The 15,864-nt window shown below is 45.6% G+C and carries 11 protein-coding genes and 1 riboswitch; of the genes, 2 read left to right on the top strand and 9 right to left on the bottom strand.

Annotation, left to right across the window (positions count from 1 at the left end; translation table 11 throughout):
- Positions 1-547: 547 nt before the first annotated feature.
- From Q4Q49_RS20730 to gbpA, 3 genes are all read right to left on the bottom strand, one after another.
- Positions 548-2,704: a S46 family peptidase gene (locus tag Q4Q49_RS20730; protein WP_312000330.1), complete on the bottom strand. Its 2,157-nt coding sequence runs from the start codon at positions 2,702-2,704 to the stop codon at positions 548-550.
- A 295-nt stretch (positions 2,705-2,999) separates the two neighbouring features.
- Positions 3,000-4,175 carry an aromatic amino acid transport family protein gene (locus Q4Q49_RS20725; RefSeq protein WP_312000332.1) on the bottom strand — a complete coding sequence of 392 codons (1,176 nt, stop codon included), beginning with the start codon at positions 4,173-4,175 and terminating at the stop codon, positions 3,000-3,002.
- Between the two features lie 566 nt (positions 4,176-4,741).
- A complete protein-coding gene (gene gbpA, locus Q4Q49_RS20720; RefSeq protein WP_312000329.1) occupies positions 4,742-6,187 on the bottom strand; it encodes an N-acetylglucosamine-binding protein GbpA in 1,446 nt (481 codons plus the stop codon).
- Between the two features lie 122 nt (positions 6,188-6,309).
- A riboswitch (cyclic di-GMP riboswitch) is annotated at positions 6,310-6,409 on the bottom strand.
- 411 nt (positions 6,410-6,820) lie between these two features.
- Between gbpA and Q4Q49_RS20715 the strand changes: the two genes are divergently transcribed.
- Positions 6,821-7,375: a TMEM165/GDT1 family protein gene (locus Q4Q49_RS20715; protein WP_006083964.1), complete on the top strand. Its 555-nt coding sequence runs from the start codon at positions 6,821-6,823 to the stop codon at positions 7,373-7,375.
- A gap of 111 nt (positions 7,376-7,486) precedes the next feature.
- Here Q4Q49_RS20715 and katB read toward each other — a convergent pair whose 3' ends face one another.
- From katB to fkpA, 6 genes are all read right to left on the bottom strand, one after another.
- Entirely contained in the window at positions 7,487-8,962 is a 1,476-nt protein-coding gene (gene katB / locus Q4Q49_RS20710) for a catalase KatB (RefSeq protein WP_312000328.1), read from the bottom strand.
- A gap of 339 nt (positions 8,963-9,301) precedes the next feature.
- The gene (locus Q4Q49_RS20705) at positions 9,302-9,544 is read right to left on the bottom strand and encodes a YgjV family protein (RefSeq protein WP_006080419.1); all 243 of its coding nucleotides are present in this window, start codon (positions 9,542-9,544) and stop codon (positions 9,302-9,304) included.
- 96 nt (positions 9,545-9,640) lie between these two features.
- Positions 9,641-10,078, bottom strand: a complete 438-nt coding sequence (locus Q4Q49_RS20700; RefSeq protein ID WP_006080418.1) for a PaaI family thioesterase — start codon at positions 10,076-10,078, stop codon at positions 9,641-9,643.
- Between the two features lie 106 nt (positions 10,079-10,184).
- Positions 10,185-10,640: a hypothetical protein gene (locus Q4Q49_RS20695; protein ID WP_300480986.1), complete on the bottom strand. Its 456-nt coding sequence runs from the start codon at positions 10,638-10,640 to the stop codon at positions 10,185-10,187.
- A gap of 110 nt (positions 10,641-10,750) precedes the next feature.
- Positions 10,751-13,363, bottom strand: coding sequence for an extracellular exonuclease ExeM (gene exeM, locus Q4Q49_RS20690; RefSeq protein WP_312000327.1), 2,613 nt, complete (start codon positions 13,361-13,363; stop codon positions 10,751-10,753).
- A gap of 619 nt (positions 13,364-13,982) precedes the next feature.
- Positions 13,983-14,756, bottom strand: coding sequence for an FKBP-type peptidyl-prolyl cis-trans isomerase (gene fkpA / locus Q4Q49_RS20685; RefSeq protein ID WP_312000326.1), 774 nt, complete (start codon positions 14,754-14,756; stop codon positions 13,983-13,985).
- Between the two features lie 154 nt (positions 14,757-14,910).
- Between fkpA and Q4Q49_RS20680 the strand changes: the two genes are divergently transcribed.
- Complete coding sequence (locus Q4Q49_RS20680) at positions 14,911-15,861, top strand: hypothetical protein (protein WP_312000325.1); 951 nt, start codon at positions 14,911-14,913, stop codon at positions 15,859-15,861.
- The last annotated feature ends 3 nt before the right edge of the window (positions 15,862-15,864 follow it).

Genomic DNA, 15,864 nt, shown 5'->3' with positions numbered 1-15,864 from the left:
TAGCACGCTTTTGTCCAAAAGCTTGCTGGGTATCTCCTTCATACAGACTGGTTACACTAGTGCCCAAAAGGTGAGCTATGGTGATTTTCGAGACGACCGTCCGCCCCATGGACGGGGCGGTCGAGCATCCAAGGATGGACTGGCTGCGTGTCGACGAGTAAATGCCATGGCAAGCCTATATGCGTGGATTCCAGCCAATGCTAACTCACTAAAAACTAAAACTAAAACTAAAGATGCAGGTCCTACGGCACGACTTTCCAATACATTTCAGTCCAAAATTATGTTGCGTATATATTTTCAATCCACGGTTCCGCTAATGCTAGAAAGTTGAGCTAATGCTAGAAAGTTGAGCTAATGCTATGGCACGCCTATCAAGACTGCTATCTCAACAGCTATCAGCAGTCATTGCACAAAAAAAGCGATAAACCCAATGAGTTTATCGCTATTTTATTATCTTGTTATGGCTGCATTCAAAGAGCGCTACATCACGCTTAAATGCTGATAATCCAGCCATTATAGGCCGGACCATTGCTGGTGCGGCAATGGATTACTTAACGATTTCCATCTCTGCTAATAGATTGTCGGCATGATCTAAATACTTCATTACCCACAACATATAGCGGCTATCCACTTGGATTGAACGGTTGATGTTATCGTCATATGCCCAGTCGCCGATAATACTTTCATACACACCATCGAACAGCAGACCGACTAATTCAGCGCGGCCGTTTAGGGTGGGTGAACCTGAGTTACCGCCTGTGGTGTCTAACGTCGACAGGAAGTTAACCGGTACAGAATCGATGGCTTTCACATAGAAATCACCGTATTGCTTCTGCTTAATCAGCTCTAACTCTTTTTTCGGCGCATCGAATGGATCAACACCTGTGTCCTTTTGCACTATGCCTTCAAGGCGAGTGAATGGCACAGCCACTAAACCGTCTTTTGGCGAATAACCTTTCACATGACCCACAGTGACACGCAGGCTTGAGTTCGCATCGGCATACACTGGCTTACCTTGCTCAAGATTGTAAGCAATGATGGCATCCATGTACTGCGGACGCACTTTCATCAGCTCGCCATCCAGTTCTTTTTCTTTCTTTTCTTCAGCCATATCTGTGTCATACATAGCCACGGCGAATTGAATGAAAGGATCTTTAGAGGCTTTAAAATCGGCAACGGATTTATCCATCCACGCCAGACGCACGTCTTTTTTGCCTAACTCAGTTTTGGCGTACATTTTGTCTAAGATTTTCGAAAGCTTAGCTTCGCTGAACTTCTTATCGATACCAAAGACTTTATCCAATGCAGGTAGACGTTTGTCTTCTGGCAGTGCGGCGTAGCGTTTCAGCATATCGAACAACACGGCTTTATCGACGCTTGGCGCATAACGACGATCGATACGCTCCATGCTTGCTTTGAGGCGAGTCATATCACGTTCTTGGAAGCCAGGTTCACGCTGCATATCCGGCAGTTGTTTCTCGTTCGCTAAGCGATACAAGCTGCGCGCCGTTGGCAACATAGTCGTGCTACCAATGTAGTTTAAGATCATGTCACGCTCTTGATGCGCTTTACTCTTGGCAATTAACGCATCTAATTCCGCTAAGGTTTTACCGTATTTTGCATCACGACTGCTGTCTTTAGCTATCCACGCGGCAAGCTCAGCTTCGCGGGCTTTACGGTCCGCCAGCATGGTGGATTTACCATAAAACTCGATCATCGAGGTGAAGTTTTTCGCGTAATTTGCAAGGCTAGCAATTTGACTCTCGTACTTAATACGTTCATCGCTGCCCTCTGGCGCGGTATCTTTAATGATCTCAATAAAGCGCTCGCGCAATAACTTACCTTCTGGATAAGCCCACTCGAACTGATTTTGTACTTCATTGGCGGTGCGATATCGGTTGGTGCGACCTGGGTAGCCAGCGACCATGACAAAATCGCCATCGCTCACGCCTTTAGCCGATACTTTTAAGAAGCTTTTTGGTTCGTATGGTACGTTATCGCTACTAAAATCGGCAGGTTTGCCCGCTTTAGATACATAAGCGCGATAGAAAGAGAAATCGCCGGTGTGACGTGGCCACATCCAGTTATCGACGTCGCCGCCGTATTTACCCACGCTCGCGGCAGGGTTATAGACTAAGCGTACATCGCGGATTTCCAGTTGTTTAACCAGATAATATTCAAGACCACCGTGGAAGCTATACACTTGGCAACGGTAGCCGTCTTCTTTTTCGCATTCAGCTACTAAGGCTTTTTCTTGGCTTTCAACGCCTTGATAGAAGGCACTGCCCACTTTGCCTTCAAGCCCGCCTTTTACGCGCTCGGTCACATTGGTCACATCTTCGGTCACATACACACGTGAACCCGGTGTGGCAGGTAATTCATCGGCGAAGGTCTTAGCTAAAAAACCATCTTGCAGTAGGTTTTTTTCTGGGGTGGAGTTGTATTGAATCGCACCATAGGCACAGTGATGGTTAGTGACAACCAAGCCTTTTGGCGATACGAATGACGCGGTACAGCCACCAAGGCTTATCACGGCGTTCATTGGGAATTCGGTGAGTTTTGAAATCGATTTGGCATCAATTTCTAGCCCTTTTGCTTTTAGCTCATCGGCCATAGCAGGCAGTTGATGGGGCTGCCACATACCTTCGTCAGCCTGAGCGCCAAAACTGGCGGCTACGGCAACTGTGAGTAACCATTTTTTCATTGTGTTAAGTCCGTTTTATGTGAATGAAGCCACGCGCAAGCTGGGCCATGTTCTCGTTTTAATCGTGTTGTTTTTATCTTAAGTCACTGTATTAAAACCCAGCATCACTCGCTTTAAAACCTAAAAAGCAAAAAGTCAGGCCGGGGCCTGACTTTATCACATCGAATACACTTTATAACAGACTCGGAAAAATTCGCTTACAAAGCAAATACATTCCATCGGCTACATTACATCAGCGTTACCCCGCGGCGTTCGCTACAAAACAGACGCTAGCCACGGATTAAATACTAAGCTGCTAAATAGCAACAAATAGTTGGGCACCCACAATCACAGCGCCTAACAAACCTGCCAACACTAAGCCTATAGAACCACCCGACACTTGATAACCGCCCAGTTGTGTTTGACGTTGACGCAATGCCATCACAATTGGCAAGAAGATGATCATCACCACCAATGGCACAGCCGCGAATCCCAGTACCGCCACAAAACCTTCTGGCAGATACAGAGCACATAACACTGGCGGAGTGAAAGTTAACAACCAGGTCTGCATACGGCCAGCAAACGTCTCTTTAGCACGGGTTAACTCGGCGACAAAGTCATACAGGCTTAAGGTCACCCCGAGGAATGAGGTCACTAAGGCTAAATCGGCGAATAACGAAATACATTTGCTGATCCAAGGCGTATGGGCAATATCCTGCAATGCCGTCACCAGTGACGGTAATGAACCTTCGAAACCACTGACTTCATAGCCACCGACTGTACCTAAGGTCACCAACAACCAAAGCACATAACAAGCCAGTGGAATCGTCGAACCGATTAACAATACCTTGCGCAGTGAAACCGCATCACCATCCAGATAACGCACTAAAGTGGCAATACAAACGTGGAAACCAAAAGAAGTAAACACTACGGGAATCGCCGCCATCCAACTGCTGGTCATCGACTCGGCAATCGCGCCCGTTGCCATGCTGGCAATACTGACTTCAGGCAGGAGAAATAACACCACAACCACCAGCAGTAAAATCATTAACGAAAACAGCAAGCGGGACACTTTATCGACCCAAGCCACACCGAGCGCCGCAAATCCGCCGAGCACTAAGGTGAATAACAGTACCGCGACTTGATTATCAAGCACGATATCGAACATGTTCTTCGCTTTAAGCACTAATAGCGATGACCCACCGGTGAGATAAGCCGCAGTCAAAGCAAATAATAAACTTAAGAAAGAAGCGCCTTGAATTATTTGACCTTTTTTACCCAGCAATTTACCCGTAATGACATGCAGATTATCACCCACGCCAGTGCGTAAGTTAATTTCGAGCATCAGTAATGAGGTATAGGCAGATACGCCCCAAATAACGACGAGTAACACTAACGCCGGAATAATACCTAAAGCCGCGGTAGCTAAAGGTAAGGCTAACATACCTGCGCCAATGGCCGTCCCGGCAACGATGGCGATCGAGCCTAACATTTTTGAATTCACACAATAGTCCTGTTCAATGATTAATTATTATTTTATTTGAGTAAGATTTGAACCGATAAAGCCTTGCGTCTTAAATCGAAATAAGCAACACATCACTTAAAGCAGCTTCAAAAAGCATCCAATCGGATCTCATTCCTGCAGATCAATTGGCCCCAATAGCTTTTGAATATTTCAACCCAGTAGCCATTGAGGCTAACTAAATCGGTTGCATAAAAGTGGCATGACTTTCAATTGTGATAATCCTAATAACAACATAGGTAAAATAGATAGTTTGGGACATTAACAGAGCCAAACCCAGTGGGCAAGCCAGTTGTGAACAAAGATAAGTCGCGCACTGTACGGTAACAACTTAATAGCGCTGTGATAAACGAAAACATACAAGCTAACAAAATCGCTACCTTTGTTGGAAATACGTGGGGTTCAGCATTGTGGGGGAATCGAGGTAAAACGTATATTTTGACAGTCGCAAGCGCGCTGAATATGGGCTTAAACATATTCGCTGTGTTTAAGCCCAATCACCTCATGTTGAGAATCAATTAACTCAACATGTTAATTTACTGCTCAGTCCACGCCATAGCCCAAGAAGCGCCAACACCTGGCTCAAATCCTGTGGCAGAAACCGACCACTGCATGCAATAGCCGCTATAGGGGAATGGCTTACATTGATACACTTTGCCATTTTTAGGCTGTAACACTGTAGTGCCTGCAACGTAACCTTTCACCCCTTCAGGGAAGACAAAATCCGCTTCCGGCGTTGGTGCTTGATCCTTTAAGAAGAGATCAAAGTTCTGCTGAATAACATCACCTTGTTTAGGCTCAGCTTTAACCTGTAAGTGATAATGTCCAGCTTTAGGCGCAACCACGTCTAACACTAAGCTCGCACTGGTATTGTTAACGGTTTGGCTCACAAAACCGGCTGCCGTGCCATCGTGGCTAAACAAATACGCAGACACTAACATTTCGGCGTTGCTGGTGACGTCAAAACGAACCTGCGCCGCACCGTCGATAATTTGATAATCGTCGGCAAGTGAAGTGACTTCTAAGCTGTTGCCCGGTGCGGGCGCCAGATCAAATCCCACTTCGACACGCTCAATACCTGAAGTCGTCGCAGTAAAAATGTCGTTTTTGCCATACACAGGCTCAATCACACCTGATGCATTTTTTTGCCCCGCTTTTAACTGAGACTGCTGGGCATTAATCGCGCTCGCTAATAGGAAAGGCCAATTTTGTTTATCACCTTGAGTCGCATCGCTAATGGTAATGACTGTTTGCTTAGCCGGTTGCTCACCATTGGCATCGAACACTCGGGTCATCACTTTATCGCCCGCTTTGAGATCGAGTGACGGATTGATGTCGCCCACATCGAGCCATTCATCCGGTACGACGGGACCCGAATCTAAGTTCACATCGATAGCATTGTAGAAACTGTTGGTGGTATCACCCACTTCCCACACGGCTAGAATCACTTGATAACCGCTGCGACCTTCTGGCACATAACAGTCATGGGTCACTAACTTAGGCGGCTGCACCATGCCACCATCGACTACACAGAATGGCGCTAAGTCAAAGCTCGCACGGCTTAAAGCTTGGTTTTGATTCCAATCTTGGCGAGTTAAATAATAACGCCAATTACGGGTGACATGATTGGCAGTGAACTGCCAACTGAACTTATTCCAGCCCGCTTTGATATCCGTCTTTGACCAACGGCTGGGACTCTGTTCATCTAAAGGCGAGAAAGCACCATTACCCGCACTCGCCAGTTTGCCATCAGCAGGACCTGACTCAGGAAAACCCGATGGCCCTTCAACGCTTTGCGGTTCCCATTGCACCGCGCCACAGTTGGCATTGTTGCCGGTTTTACAGGCATAGGAACGTGACTCTGGCGCCACAATATAACCGTGTGCCTGTGCAGAAATACTCACAAATGTATTTGCCGCCATCACTGCGGCGGCCAATAAACTCAATTTAGAAACAGGGGAAAAAACAGTAGGATTTGCCACTTTAATGCACTCCATTTGCACCCATCTTTGCCAGTATTGGCTTGGGCTTAGGTATAAAAGTGGTATTTGGGCAAACAACAGCATTAAACAGCAGTCGTTTATCTTTCACAGAAATCGAATTCTGCGGCAACTCCGCTATCTTAGTTCACTAAAAAATCCATTTACAACCTTAGACCGGAAGCTTTGCGTCCTAACTTTTCAATTAGTTTGCCAAATACGGTAGGTGTCATCGAATCACTACGAGTTAATAGTATGTAATCAAGTAGAAATGACCCGGCTAAATTAGCAACAAAAGACAACGCTGTCAAAAAATTAACCCATTTATATTCATATAATTACAGAATGTTGCGCGGTATTTTTATGACACCTGTCAAACATCCATTCGTGTCTACTGCGATAAACTGGTGCTTGAAACCGAAGTTCACTTAGGTATAATGCCCACCTCGCTTCGGGGGAGTAGCTAACTGGATTTCGAGCCATCGTCATCCAGGGTGAACATCAACATACTTGGCCACACGCCATGGTGTTCACAGCAAATCATCGATTTGCCCAGCAAGACCTGAGCACAATGACTGCACCTAGGGGTGGACGGTTTATTGTGCTTATGTCTTAACCACCCCTAAAGGATCACACTTGGAAGCCCTACTTGCCTCAACCTTTACGGTTGCTATTGCCGAAATTGGCGATAAAACTCAATTACTTGCACTTATTCTCGCCGCAAGATTTAAAAATAAAACCGCCATTATTTTAGGCATTTTTCTGTCAACGTTATTCAACCATTTTGCCGCCGCTTGGATTGGCCAATGGGCGATTAACTGGGTCAGCCCAGATCTTGCCCGCTATTTAGTTGCCGCGTCGTTCTTCGCGATTGCCCTTTGGGTGTTAATCCCAGATAAAGTCGATGCTGAAGAGAGCCGTTTCTATAAAATGGGCCCCTTCCTCGCCACCTTTATCCTGTTTTTCATCGCCGAGATGGGGGATAAAACGCAAATCGCAACGGTAGTGTTAGCCGCAAAATACGATTCATTAACTATGGTGGTTGCAGGTACAACCTTAGGCATGCTGCTTGCCAATGTACCTGTGGTGATCGCAGGCCATTTCAGCGCCGAAAAATTGCCTATGTTGTGGATACACCGCGGCTGCGCCGTATTGTTCGCACTGTTAGGCGTAGCAACACTACTGTTCTAGATCATTGATCATATTAAATTAAGGCAACACAAAGGCCAGTGATAAACATCACTGGCCTTTCTACTTACAGCGGTAGTATTGAGATAAACAGTGTCGACTTAGAAACGCAGTTTATAGGCCTAATGCCGTTTTAATCCGTTGACCGTAATCCGCATCGGCTTGTTCGAAATGCGCCAGCATGCGTTGCTGCACATCTAAGCTTGTTTGACTTAGTGAACCCGAAATTGTTGCCACTAAGCGCGCTTTCTCCGCTTCAGAGAAGATGCGATACAGATTACCCGCTTGGGTATAATCGTCTTGGTTATAACGACTGTAACGCGCCGCTTCACCTTCTAAACGCAATGGTGGTTCGCTAAAGTTTACTGGCTCAACCAAGGCATCAGCAGTGCTGTTCGGGCCATAGTTTACCGAAGCGTCGCCACCCGTTTGGCTACCATGGTAAGGGCATTGTGTGCCAGCCATAGCGCCCGCCCGTTGATGGTGATTTGCCTTAGCCGCATGTGGGCAGTTCACCGGTAACTGGTTGTAGTTGGCACCAATACGGTAACGCTGGGCATCTGCATAGGCAAATAAACGCGCTTGCAACATCTTGTCGGGTGAAGCTCCAACACCGGGAACCAAATTACTAGGTGCCAATGCCACTTGCTCAACTTCAGCAAAGTAGTTTTGTGGCAGACGATTCAGTTCTAATACACCAATCTCAAGCAATGGATAGTCGCTATGCGGCCAAACCTTAGTTAAATCAAATGGATTGATATGGTAAGTATTGGCATCCACCTCAGGCATAATTTGCACATTAACCGTCCAACGCGGGAAGTTACCATCAGTAATAGCAACCACCATATCGCGCTGTGATGAATCGGGATCTATCCCTTTTAATTTATCGGCTTGTTCATTGGTTAAGTTGACCACGCCTTGCTGGGATTTAAAGTGGAACTTCACCCAGAAACGCTCGCCCTTGGCATTCCACAGCGAGAAAGTGTGTGAACCATAACCGTGCATTTGGCGGTAGTTGGCTGGAATACCGCGATCCGACATCAAAATGGTCACTTGATGCATGGCTTCAGGATTCAATGACCAAAAGTCCCACATGGCCTGTGGGTCTTTTAAGTTTGTCTGGGGATTACGCTTTTGCGTATGGATAAAGTCTGGGAACTTAATCCCGTCACGCAAGAAGAAAGTCGGCGTATTATTACCCACAATATCGTGATTACCGCGAGCCGTGTAGAAACGCAAACCAAAACCGCGTGGATCGCGCTCAGCATCGGCTGACCCCATTTCACCACCGACGGTCGAGAAACGAATGAAGGTTTCAGTTTGCTTACCAACGCCATTGAAATGGTCGGCAATGGTGTAATCGCTTAAATCTTTGGTCAGGGTAAATGTGCCGTAAACGCCAGTACCTTTGGCATGCACGATACGCTCAGGAATGCGCTCACGGTTGAAATGGGCTAACTTTTCAATTAAATGCCAATCCTGTAATAGCAAAGGACCACGTTCACCCGCCGACAGAGAGTTTTGATCGTCGGCCACTGGGGCACCGTTTTGGCTCGTTAAGTACTGACTTGTTTGATGTTGTTGACTCATGCCCTGCTCCTTAGTCTTGATTGCTGGTTAACCAGGTTTCAATTAAATCGTAAATGGTGGCCATGGTTTATCTCCTTGGCTGCGACGTGTTGTCGATAGAGCAAGAATAGACAATTACCACCAAAGAATAAAACGATTAAACTAGATTCATGCAATCTACAAAGAAGATTAGAAGCGAGATGACAAAGCAGATAAACGATTGCGCGGACTCACAGCCAATGATTCGCTCACATCATTTAAGATGCGGTTGAAAACCAACATGGCTGCTCGCTGCGATGAAGCGGAGTGCTGTAAAGCAAAGTGCGGTACAAGAAAGCGGAGAAAGATGATGCGTTGCCATTAACTGGCGGGTGAGTCGGCTTCGCGGTAAAGCTTAACCAGATAATAAGTGTCTATCAGTACGATAAAAAAGTTCACTAAGGCAACAGGATAAGCCCCAATTGCCACGCCGTATGCCACAAATAAAGCCGCGCCGATAAGATTCCACCAGCGCAGTTTTTTGATGTTCGACATCATCAGTGATATTGCGACGACCACAGACGCTAAATAACCAACCCATTCCCAAATTGTCGCGTTATCCATATCCAATCCTTATTTATATATTATTTAAATCAAACGATTGATACGCCATTCACACCACAGGAAATAGGCTGGGCTATTGCATTTAGCATTTAGCATTTAGCGTTTAACGACAGCCGCCGTCATCCGTGAAATACAAGTCAGTTCACCGGCGCTGTTATGGATTAACACTTCCCATACAGAGCTGCGTTTTCCTAAATGAATAGGCTTAGCCGTGGCGGTTAATAGCCCATTACGGGAAGCCCGTAAGTGGTTAGCGTTAATTTCTTGACCGACACAATAGTACTGCTCAAAATCCACCGCAAAATTTGCCGCATAGCTGGCAACGGTTTCAGCAAGCGCAACATTCGCGCCGCCATGGACTATCCCCAAAGGGTTATGCACAGCTGGACTGGCTGGCATAGTTGCCTTCATGTAATCGTCGCCAATCTCACTGATCTCAATCCCTAAGGTCTGCATCAAGGTGCCTTTGCCGCCCATACCGGCATCTAAGCGCGCGCAATCCTCTAACGTGACAGCTCTAAACCAAATACTCATTGCAACTTCCTAGTCAATAAAACCAATCAGCAGTTTACTGCGAAGTGGATGAAGTTCAACTAGTTTTACGCTAAGCCAGTCCCATCAATCTCGGCAAAAATAAGACTCAAACTAACCATTGTTTAGTGATACTCAACCGACTAAACCAGACGAGAAACAATCCCCAGAACACCACCACACTCGGCATGATTAATGCGTCAGCTCCTAGCACCACAGCCGCTTGTTGAATGCAAAACACATAGCTCATTTGCAACAAAACCGCGATAAGTGAGGCAACCAGCACTTTATAGGCAAGGGATTTTCGTAAAAACAACAATAGACATCCTAGAACGCCCGACACCACAGCAAAGCCAAATATCGCATCAACGAAAGCCGGCGTGGTTTCATAGAGTTTGATTTGATCTGGGCTCATTTGCGCCAAGGCATCCGGCGTCATGGTCATTTGGATCACAAAGGCCATCAGCCCCATGATATTCCACAATAAACTGAGCGTTGCGACAAAGTAAAACCACAATGGCGCTTTCTCTTTAATGGTTTTCAGCGGATTTGAGACTGTATCCATACTCACTCCTAATAAAAACTGAAAAAAACAACTAAAAAAGGGATGGCGAACCATCCCTTCGTTTCAGTCTAGCTCACAAATAACACTTGTGAGTTAACCCGTTACACAGGTTAACGGCGACGACGTTGTAAACCAAACAAAGACATCAGTGCTAAACCTAAATAACCCAAAGCACCGCCATCATCTTTAGGCGTAGGCTCAGGTTTTGGTGGCACAACTGGCGCTGGGTAGCTTAAGGCAACGATCACAGGATCGTGGTCCGATGCAGAGAACGCATTTTCAGATTTAGCCAGATCACCAGAGAACTTCTTACCGTATTCAAACAGGTTAGATTCCACTGAGTTGATGTGCCAGTCTTCAATATCCACTAAACGTTTAGCTAAGCTAGCATTGGCTAAGGCATGGTCTAAGTTGCCTAGCTCGCCGTTATAGCTATAAGAGAAAGTGCCTGCACCGTGGGCTTTCGTGTTCAAGTTGATCAGGCCATAACCTTTTTCAATCTTGCTACCTTGGCGTTCAAATACTTTGCCATCGAGCGTCGTCCACGAAGCGGTCATGATGTCGCGCTCTGACTTGCTCGCATCAAAATCGGTCAGCACACGGATAGGATCTTCCATGCCGTAGGCATTCATATCACCGATGATCAGTAAGTCGCCCTTCACGTCTTTTAGCGTTTCACCCAAGACTTTGGCTGCAGATACGCGGAAAGCATTACACTTGCCCTGTTGATCGGCAGGATCGACTGACTCTTCGAAGTTAGCCCAATCTTCTAAACAGCCTGAGCCTTTAGATTTCAGATGGTTAACGACTACGGTCAGCGACTCATCATGGATTTTAAAGGTTTGCGCTAAGCTGTGACGTTGGTAAGCATCGTTACCTGGGTTTGTCTCAGTTTTGCCATCTTTAGTACGAGTCACGCTGCCAGCACTGGCATGTTGCTCAGGAGTATCGATAGCTTGCGCTGCACCTGCTAAGGTCACTTTGCCGCCGCGGTATAACATGCCCACAGTGATAGCATCCGTGCCAAAGTACTTACCGTCATACTTGTCGGCGTCGGTGATTTCAACAAAGCTATAAGCGTTTTCAGGCGTTTGCTTCTCGTTCAGTGCATCGACTAAGTTTTTAATCGCACTCTTCTCACCAAAACCGTTGTTGGCAATTTCCATCAGACCGACGATATCGGCGTTCATGGCAGTAATAGCGCTAACTATTTTAGTACGTTGTAGCACCATTTCTTCAAGCGTTAGGGCGCCACGGTTACTACCTGATGGATTGGTATCACCACCATCAACATCGTTAAAGAAGTTCAACACGTTAAAGCTAGCCACGCGCAGATCGCCCTTAGTGGCGACGCTTGGGGCATCAGTTCTGTCATCACCACGGATAAAATCACCCGCTGTAATAGTGTTAGTTGCCACTAAACGATAAGCGCCGTAGCTGTAACCAATCACACCTTGCAGGTTCGTCAGTTGGTCGCCCACACGGATGTAGCCCGTTTCCACATTGAAATCAGGGAAGTATGGAATAACACCGTCGGCAGGTTTGTAATCAGATTCGATAAAGAGTTGGTTTTCCAGGTTAGATTTAACTAACGCAGTCGCTTCAGCAGAAAGCGCGGGATAAAGCTGTGTCGACTTCATTAGCGGTTCTTTATAAGACACTAACATGTTGTTGCGACGGCCAGCGTAATCATAGCTGAAGGTACGGCTGATCTTAAGATCGCTACCCGCATCTAAAGCCACATTCATGCCTTCATAGCGCTCTAATGCTTGCGCTAAGGTTTCGCCATCGGCGACATAGAAAGGCGCGGCAACTGGGACTTCACCCTTAGCGCCGACTTCAAATTTCTTATCGGCTTTAATATCGATTTGAGTTAAGCCAAAGTATTCTTTCACTTTACCTTGTACACAAACTTCAACCCCAGGTTGAATTGCTTCAGGTACCGCTTCACCTAAGAATACAAACACACCATCAGAGGTATACGGTGAGTTATCACCTTTCACTTCTTGCAGATAAAAACCTTTAAACAAGCTTTCGCCACGGGCAGTCACGACACCGCGCACTGTGACTTCAGCTTCAGATTCAAATGCACCTTCTGGAACGTAAGGGCTAGACTCACCCGCACCTTGTACTTGATAAATCGGCACTATTTTAGCGCCGCTGCAGCTAAAGAGCGGCACTTCTGGCTCTGCTGTGGCTTCTAGATAACCTAATCCTGAGAAGGTATCTTTAGGTAATTGTTCCCACTGGGCGGCATTAAATACCGTATTCGCCACTAACGCATCTAATTTACGTTTTAAGGTAACGTCGAATCCCCAACCCGTTGGTGTTGGTACATCGCCAATAATATCGACAACCGCATCATCTTTAACGAGTGCGACCGCATCACCACCATTAAAACTTAAACTGCCAGAGTAACTGTCAACACCTTGGTCAAGCGTGATCACAGCGCTAGAATTTAAAATGACTTTAGTCGTTTTAGGCGCAATGGATTGGCCATCTAATGCCACCATATCTGATGCAACAGTTGCCCCATCTTTATAACGAACCAGTTTATAACCCGCGAGATCAATTGCCGTATCGCCGCTGTTATACAGTTCAATCGCTTTATTGTTTGAGCTACCTTCAACATATTCGGTAATCATCACATCTGCGCTTGCCATCATAGGCAAAGCTGCTGCGACAGCTAAAGAAATCGCCGTTAACTTATTAACATTATCCATATCATCAACCCCATTATTATAATATTGCCGCTAACTTCTATTAACGTGCGGGCGGATTATTTCAGAGTTGAATGCTTAAAAAAAGAGGGCAAGATCGCACATTGCCAATGTAACACATTGATGAGTAAATGATTATGGGCATGACACTGTTCACCTAGCAGAACAAGGTGATAATTCAAAAGTATTAGCCAAATAAAAACAAACAGTAAGAGTAATACACATATGCTCAGCCAAAGCACTAGTGCGAACAAATAATAACCAATATTTTAATGTGATATTTTAATGATTTTTATCGGTATGCAATACCCAATAAAATGTAAAGAATTCGGCGCTTTAAAAGATAGTAGATATCATTAAAACGTAATTTAGTCTTCATCATTTTGAAATAAATCCAACGCTAAAACGGACTGGATTTAATGATTAATCTCATCCATTGGCATATCCGATAGATATTGATGGTTGCTATACAAAACTAAACATGACTAAAGACTGCAAACCTTGTATAGCATGGCAATAAATTAAGCATTAAAACAATAATGTGATTTTTACAGACAAAAAAATACCGCCCATTTAGGAGCGGTATTTCACTTACTGCGTATTAAACGCGGCAGTTAATTCATTACTTTTTAGCTGCTGGTTCAGCGGCTGGCGTTGCAGACGCTTTCTCAACTGATTTCAATTCAACTTCAAAAATCAGTGTGGAGTTTGGTGGAATAGTACCAGTGTCACGCTCGCCGTAGGCTAAGTTTGCAGGAATAACAAACTTGTACTTAGCGCCAACTGGCATTAATTGTACGCCTTCGGTCCAACCTGGGATCACGCGGTTCAGTGGGAACTTAGCCGTTTGACCACGTTTGTATGAACTGTCGAACTCAGTACCGTCGATTAAAGTACCCACATAATCCACTTCTACAGTGTCTTCTGCGGCAGGTTTTTCGCCAGTACCTGGTGTTAATACTTCGTATTGTAAGCCAGACTCAGTTGTCACTACGCCAGACTTAGCCTTATTTTCTTCAAGGAATTTTTTACCGTCTTCGATGTTCTTAGCAGAAATCGCAGTCGCTTGTTCCTGACGTTTATCGTTTAACTTTTTATCTAGACCTTGAAGAATGGTTTGCATTTCTTCTTCGGTTAATTTTAATTGGTCATTCAGACCATTAGTGAAACCAGTGACGATCAGAGTGCGATCAACTGGTAGGCCTAATTCTTCTTGCTCTTTGATATGGCCAGACATGTAACGACCGATTGAAGCGCCTACACTGTAAGCTTCTTTTTGAGCTTCTGTCGTTAATTCAACACTTGTACTCGCAGCAGCTGCTTTTTCTTCTTGATTACAAGCAGATAGGCCAATAACGGCCAATGCAACTAACGATAATTTATAAATCGATTTCATTAAAGCTTCCTCAGCATCCTCAAGCGGTTACAATAACCTAAGCGAGACAACTTTATACTAGTTATCTCGGTTATACCAACTAGATTCTTTATGGGTTAACAGTGATTAATGTCACTTGATCAAGTCTAAAGACAGCAACTTAGGGAGCAAGTTCATGAAGAAAAATCTACTGCTGGTAATTTGCACAATTTTTCTGACAGCTTGCCATCCCAAAGCGGAAGACATTAGCATTCTCACCACGGAACCTAGCTATAGCGCGAGTCTATCGAGCAATGGACAATTAGCCTTAGTCGCCACACAAAATAGTGGAGTCCAATGCTGGGATCTCAGCACCCATACACTTAAATACCAATGGATACATGGCGATATCAATACTGGCGTCACAGGTACGGCGATTTCGCCCAACGGGCTATTTGCTGCGTCGTTAAGCCGAGATTCAGTTGCCATGTGGAGAATAGCCGACGGCAAATCCCTAGGTTGGTGGTCTTTGCCTTCATCCGGTGAAAGCGTGGCGGTAGCCGATAATGGCGCACTACTCATTGGTTTAAATGATGGTTCAGTTATGTCGCTCAATGCAGCCCAAAGTGCCTTAATCAAATTTCTGGGACATAAAGATCGCGTTAATAGCGTGGCCCTCTCCGCGGATGGCCGTTTAGCATTAACGGGGTCGAATGATATGCAGGCGATTCTTTGGCAGGCGCAAACGGGTCAGCCGCTTCATACCTGGACCTTAGGCAGCCGTATCACTAAAGTAGCGCTTAACGACAGTGGCACACTAAGTTTTACCAATGGCAGCACAAATGAAGCCAAAATCTGGGATAACACTAGCGGTAAACTGTTAAATCAGTTAGATATTACCCGTCGGCAGATGAACTTTTCCGCGGTGAGGTTTATCAAACAAGACAGCCAGATATTAACGGGAACGCCGGCGCGGGAAGTCATATTGTGGCAACGTGACTCGGGTAAGGAAATCGAAAAATGGCAGGTTGCACTCACTAAAAACAGCCAAAATCGAGGAGCCGTTGTATACTCTGTGGCAATTCGAGATACCAATAAAGTCGTTAGTATCAGTAGCCAAGGCTTAGTTGAGACTTGGCAGCAATAGAGG

Origin of the sequence: Shewanella sp. SP1S1-7 (genome assembly GCF_031932105.1) — a bacterium.
Lineage (GTDB): Bacteria > Pseudomonadota > Gammaproteobacteria > Enterobacterales > Shewanellaceae > Shewanella > Shewanella baltica.
The sequence above is the reverse complement of the archived record's forward strand: the minus strand, read 5'-3'. Positions and strand labels throughout refer to the sequence as shown.

Bases quoted from the DNA above. Each gene is read 5' to 3' on its own strand.
- exeM (WP_312000327.1), bottom strand. From the start codon at position 13,363: ATGGATAATGTTAATAAGTTAACGGCGATTTCTTTAGCTGTCGCAGCA.
- Q4Q49_RS20730 (WP_312000330.1), bottom strand. From the start codon at position 2,704: ATGAAAAAATGGTTACTCACAGTTGCCGTAGCCGCCAGTTTTGGCGCT.
- Q4Q49_RS20705 (WP_006080419.1), bottom strand. From the start codon at position 9,544: ATGGATAACGCGACAATTTGGGAATGGGTTGGTTATTTAGCGTCTGTG.
- Q4Q49_RS20695 (WP_300480986.1), bottom strand. From the start codon at position 10,640: ATGGATACAGTCTCAAATCCGCTGAAAACCATTAAAGAGAAAGCGCCA.
- fkpA (WP_312000326.1), bottom strand. From the start codon at position 14,756: ATGAAATCGATTTATAAATTATCGTTAGTTGCATTGGCCGTTATTGGC.
- Q4Q49_RS20700 (WP_006080418.1), bottom strand. From the start codon at position 10,078: ATGAGTATTTGGTTTAGAGCTGTCACGTTAGAGGATTGCGCGCGCTTA.
- katB (WP_312000328.1), bottom strand. From the start codon at position 8,962: ATGAGTCAACAACATCAAACAAGTCAGTACTTAACGAGCCAAAACGGT.
- Q4Q49_RS20725 (WP_312000332.1), bottom strand. From the start codon at position 4,175: ATGTTAGGCTCGATCGCCATCGTTGCCGGGACGGCCATTGGCGCAGGT.
- Q4Q49_RS20680 (WP_312000325.1), top strand. From the start codon at position 14,911: ATGAAGAAAAATCTACTGCTGGTAATTTGCACAATTTTTCTGACAGCT.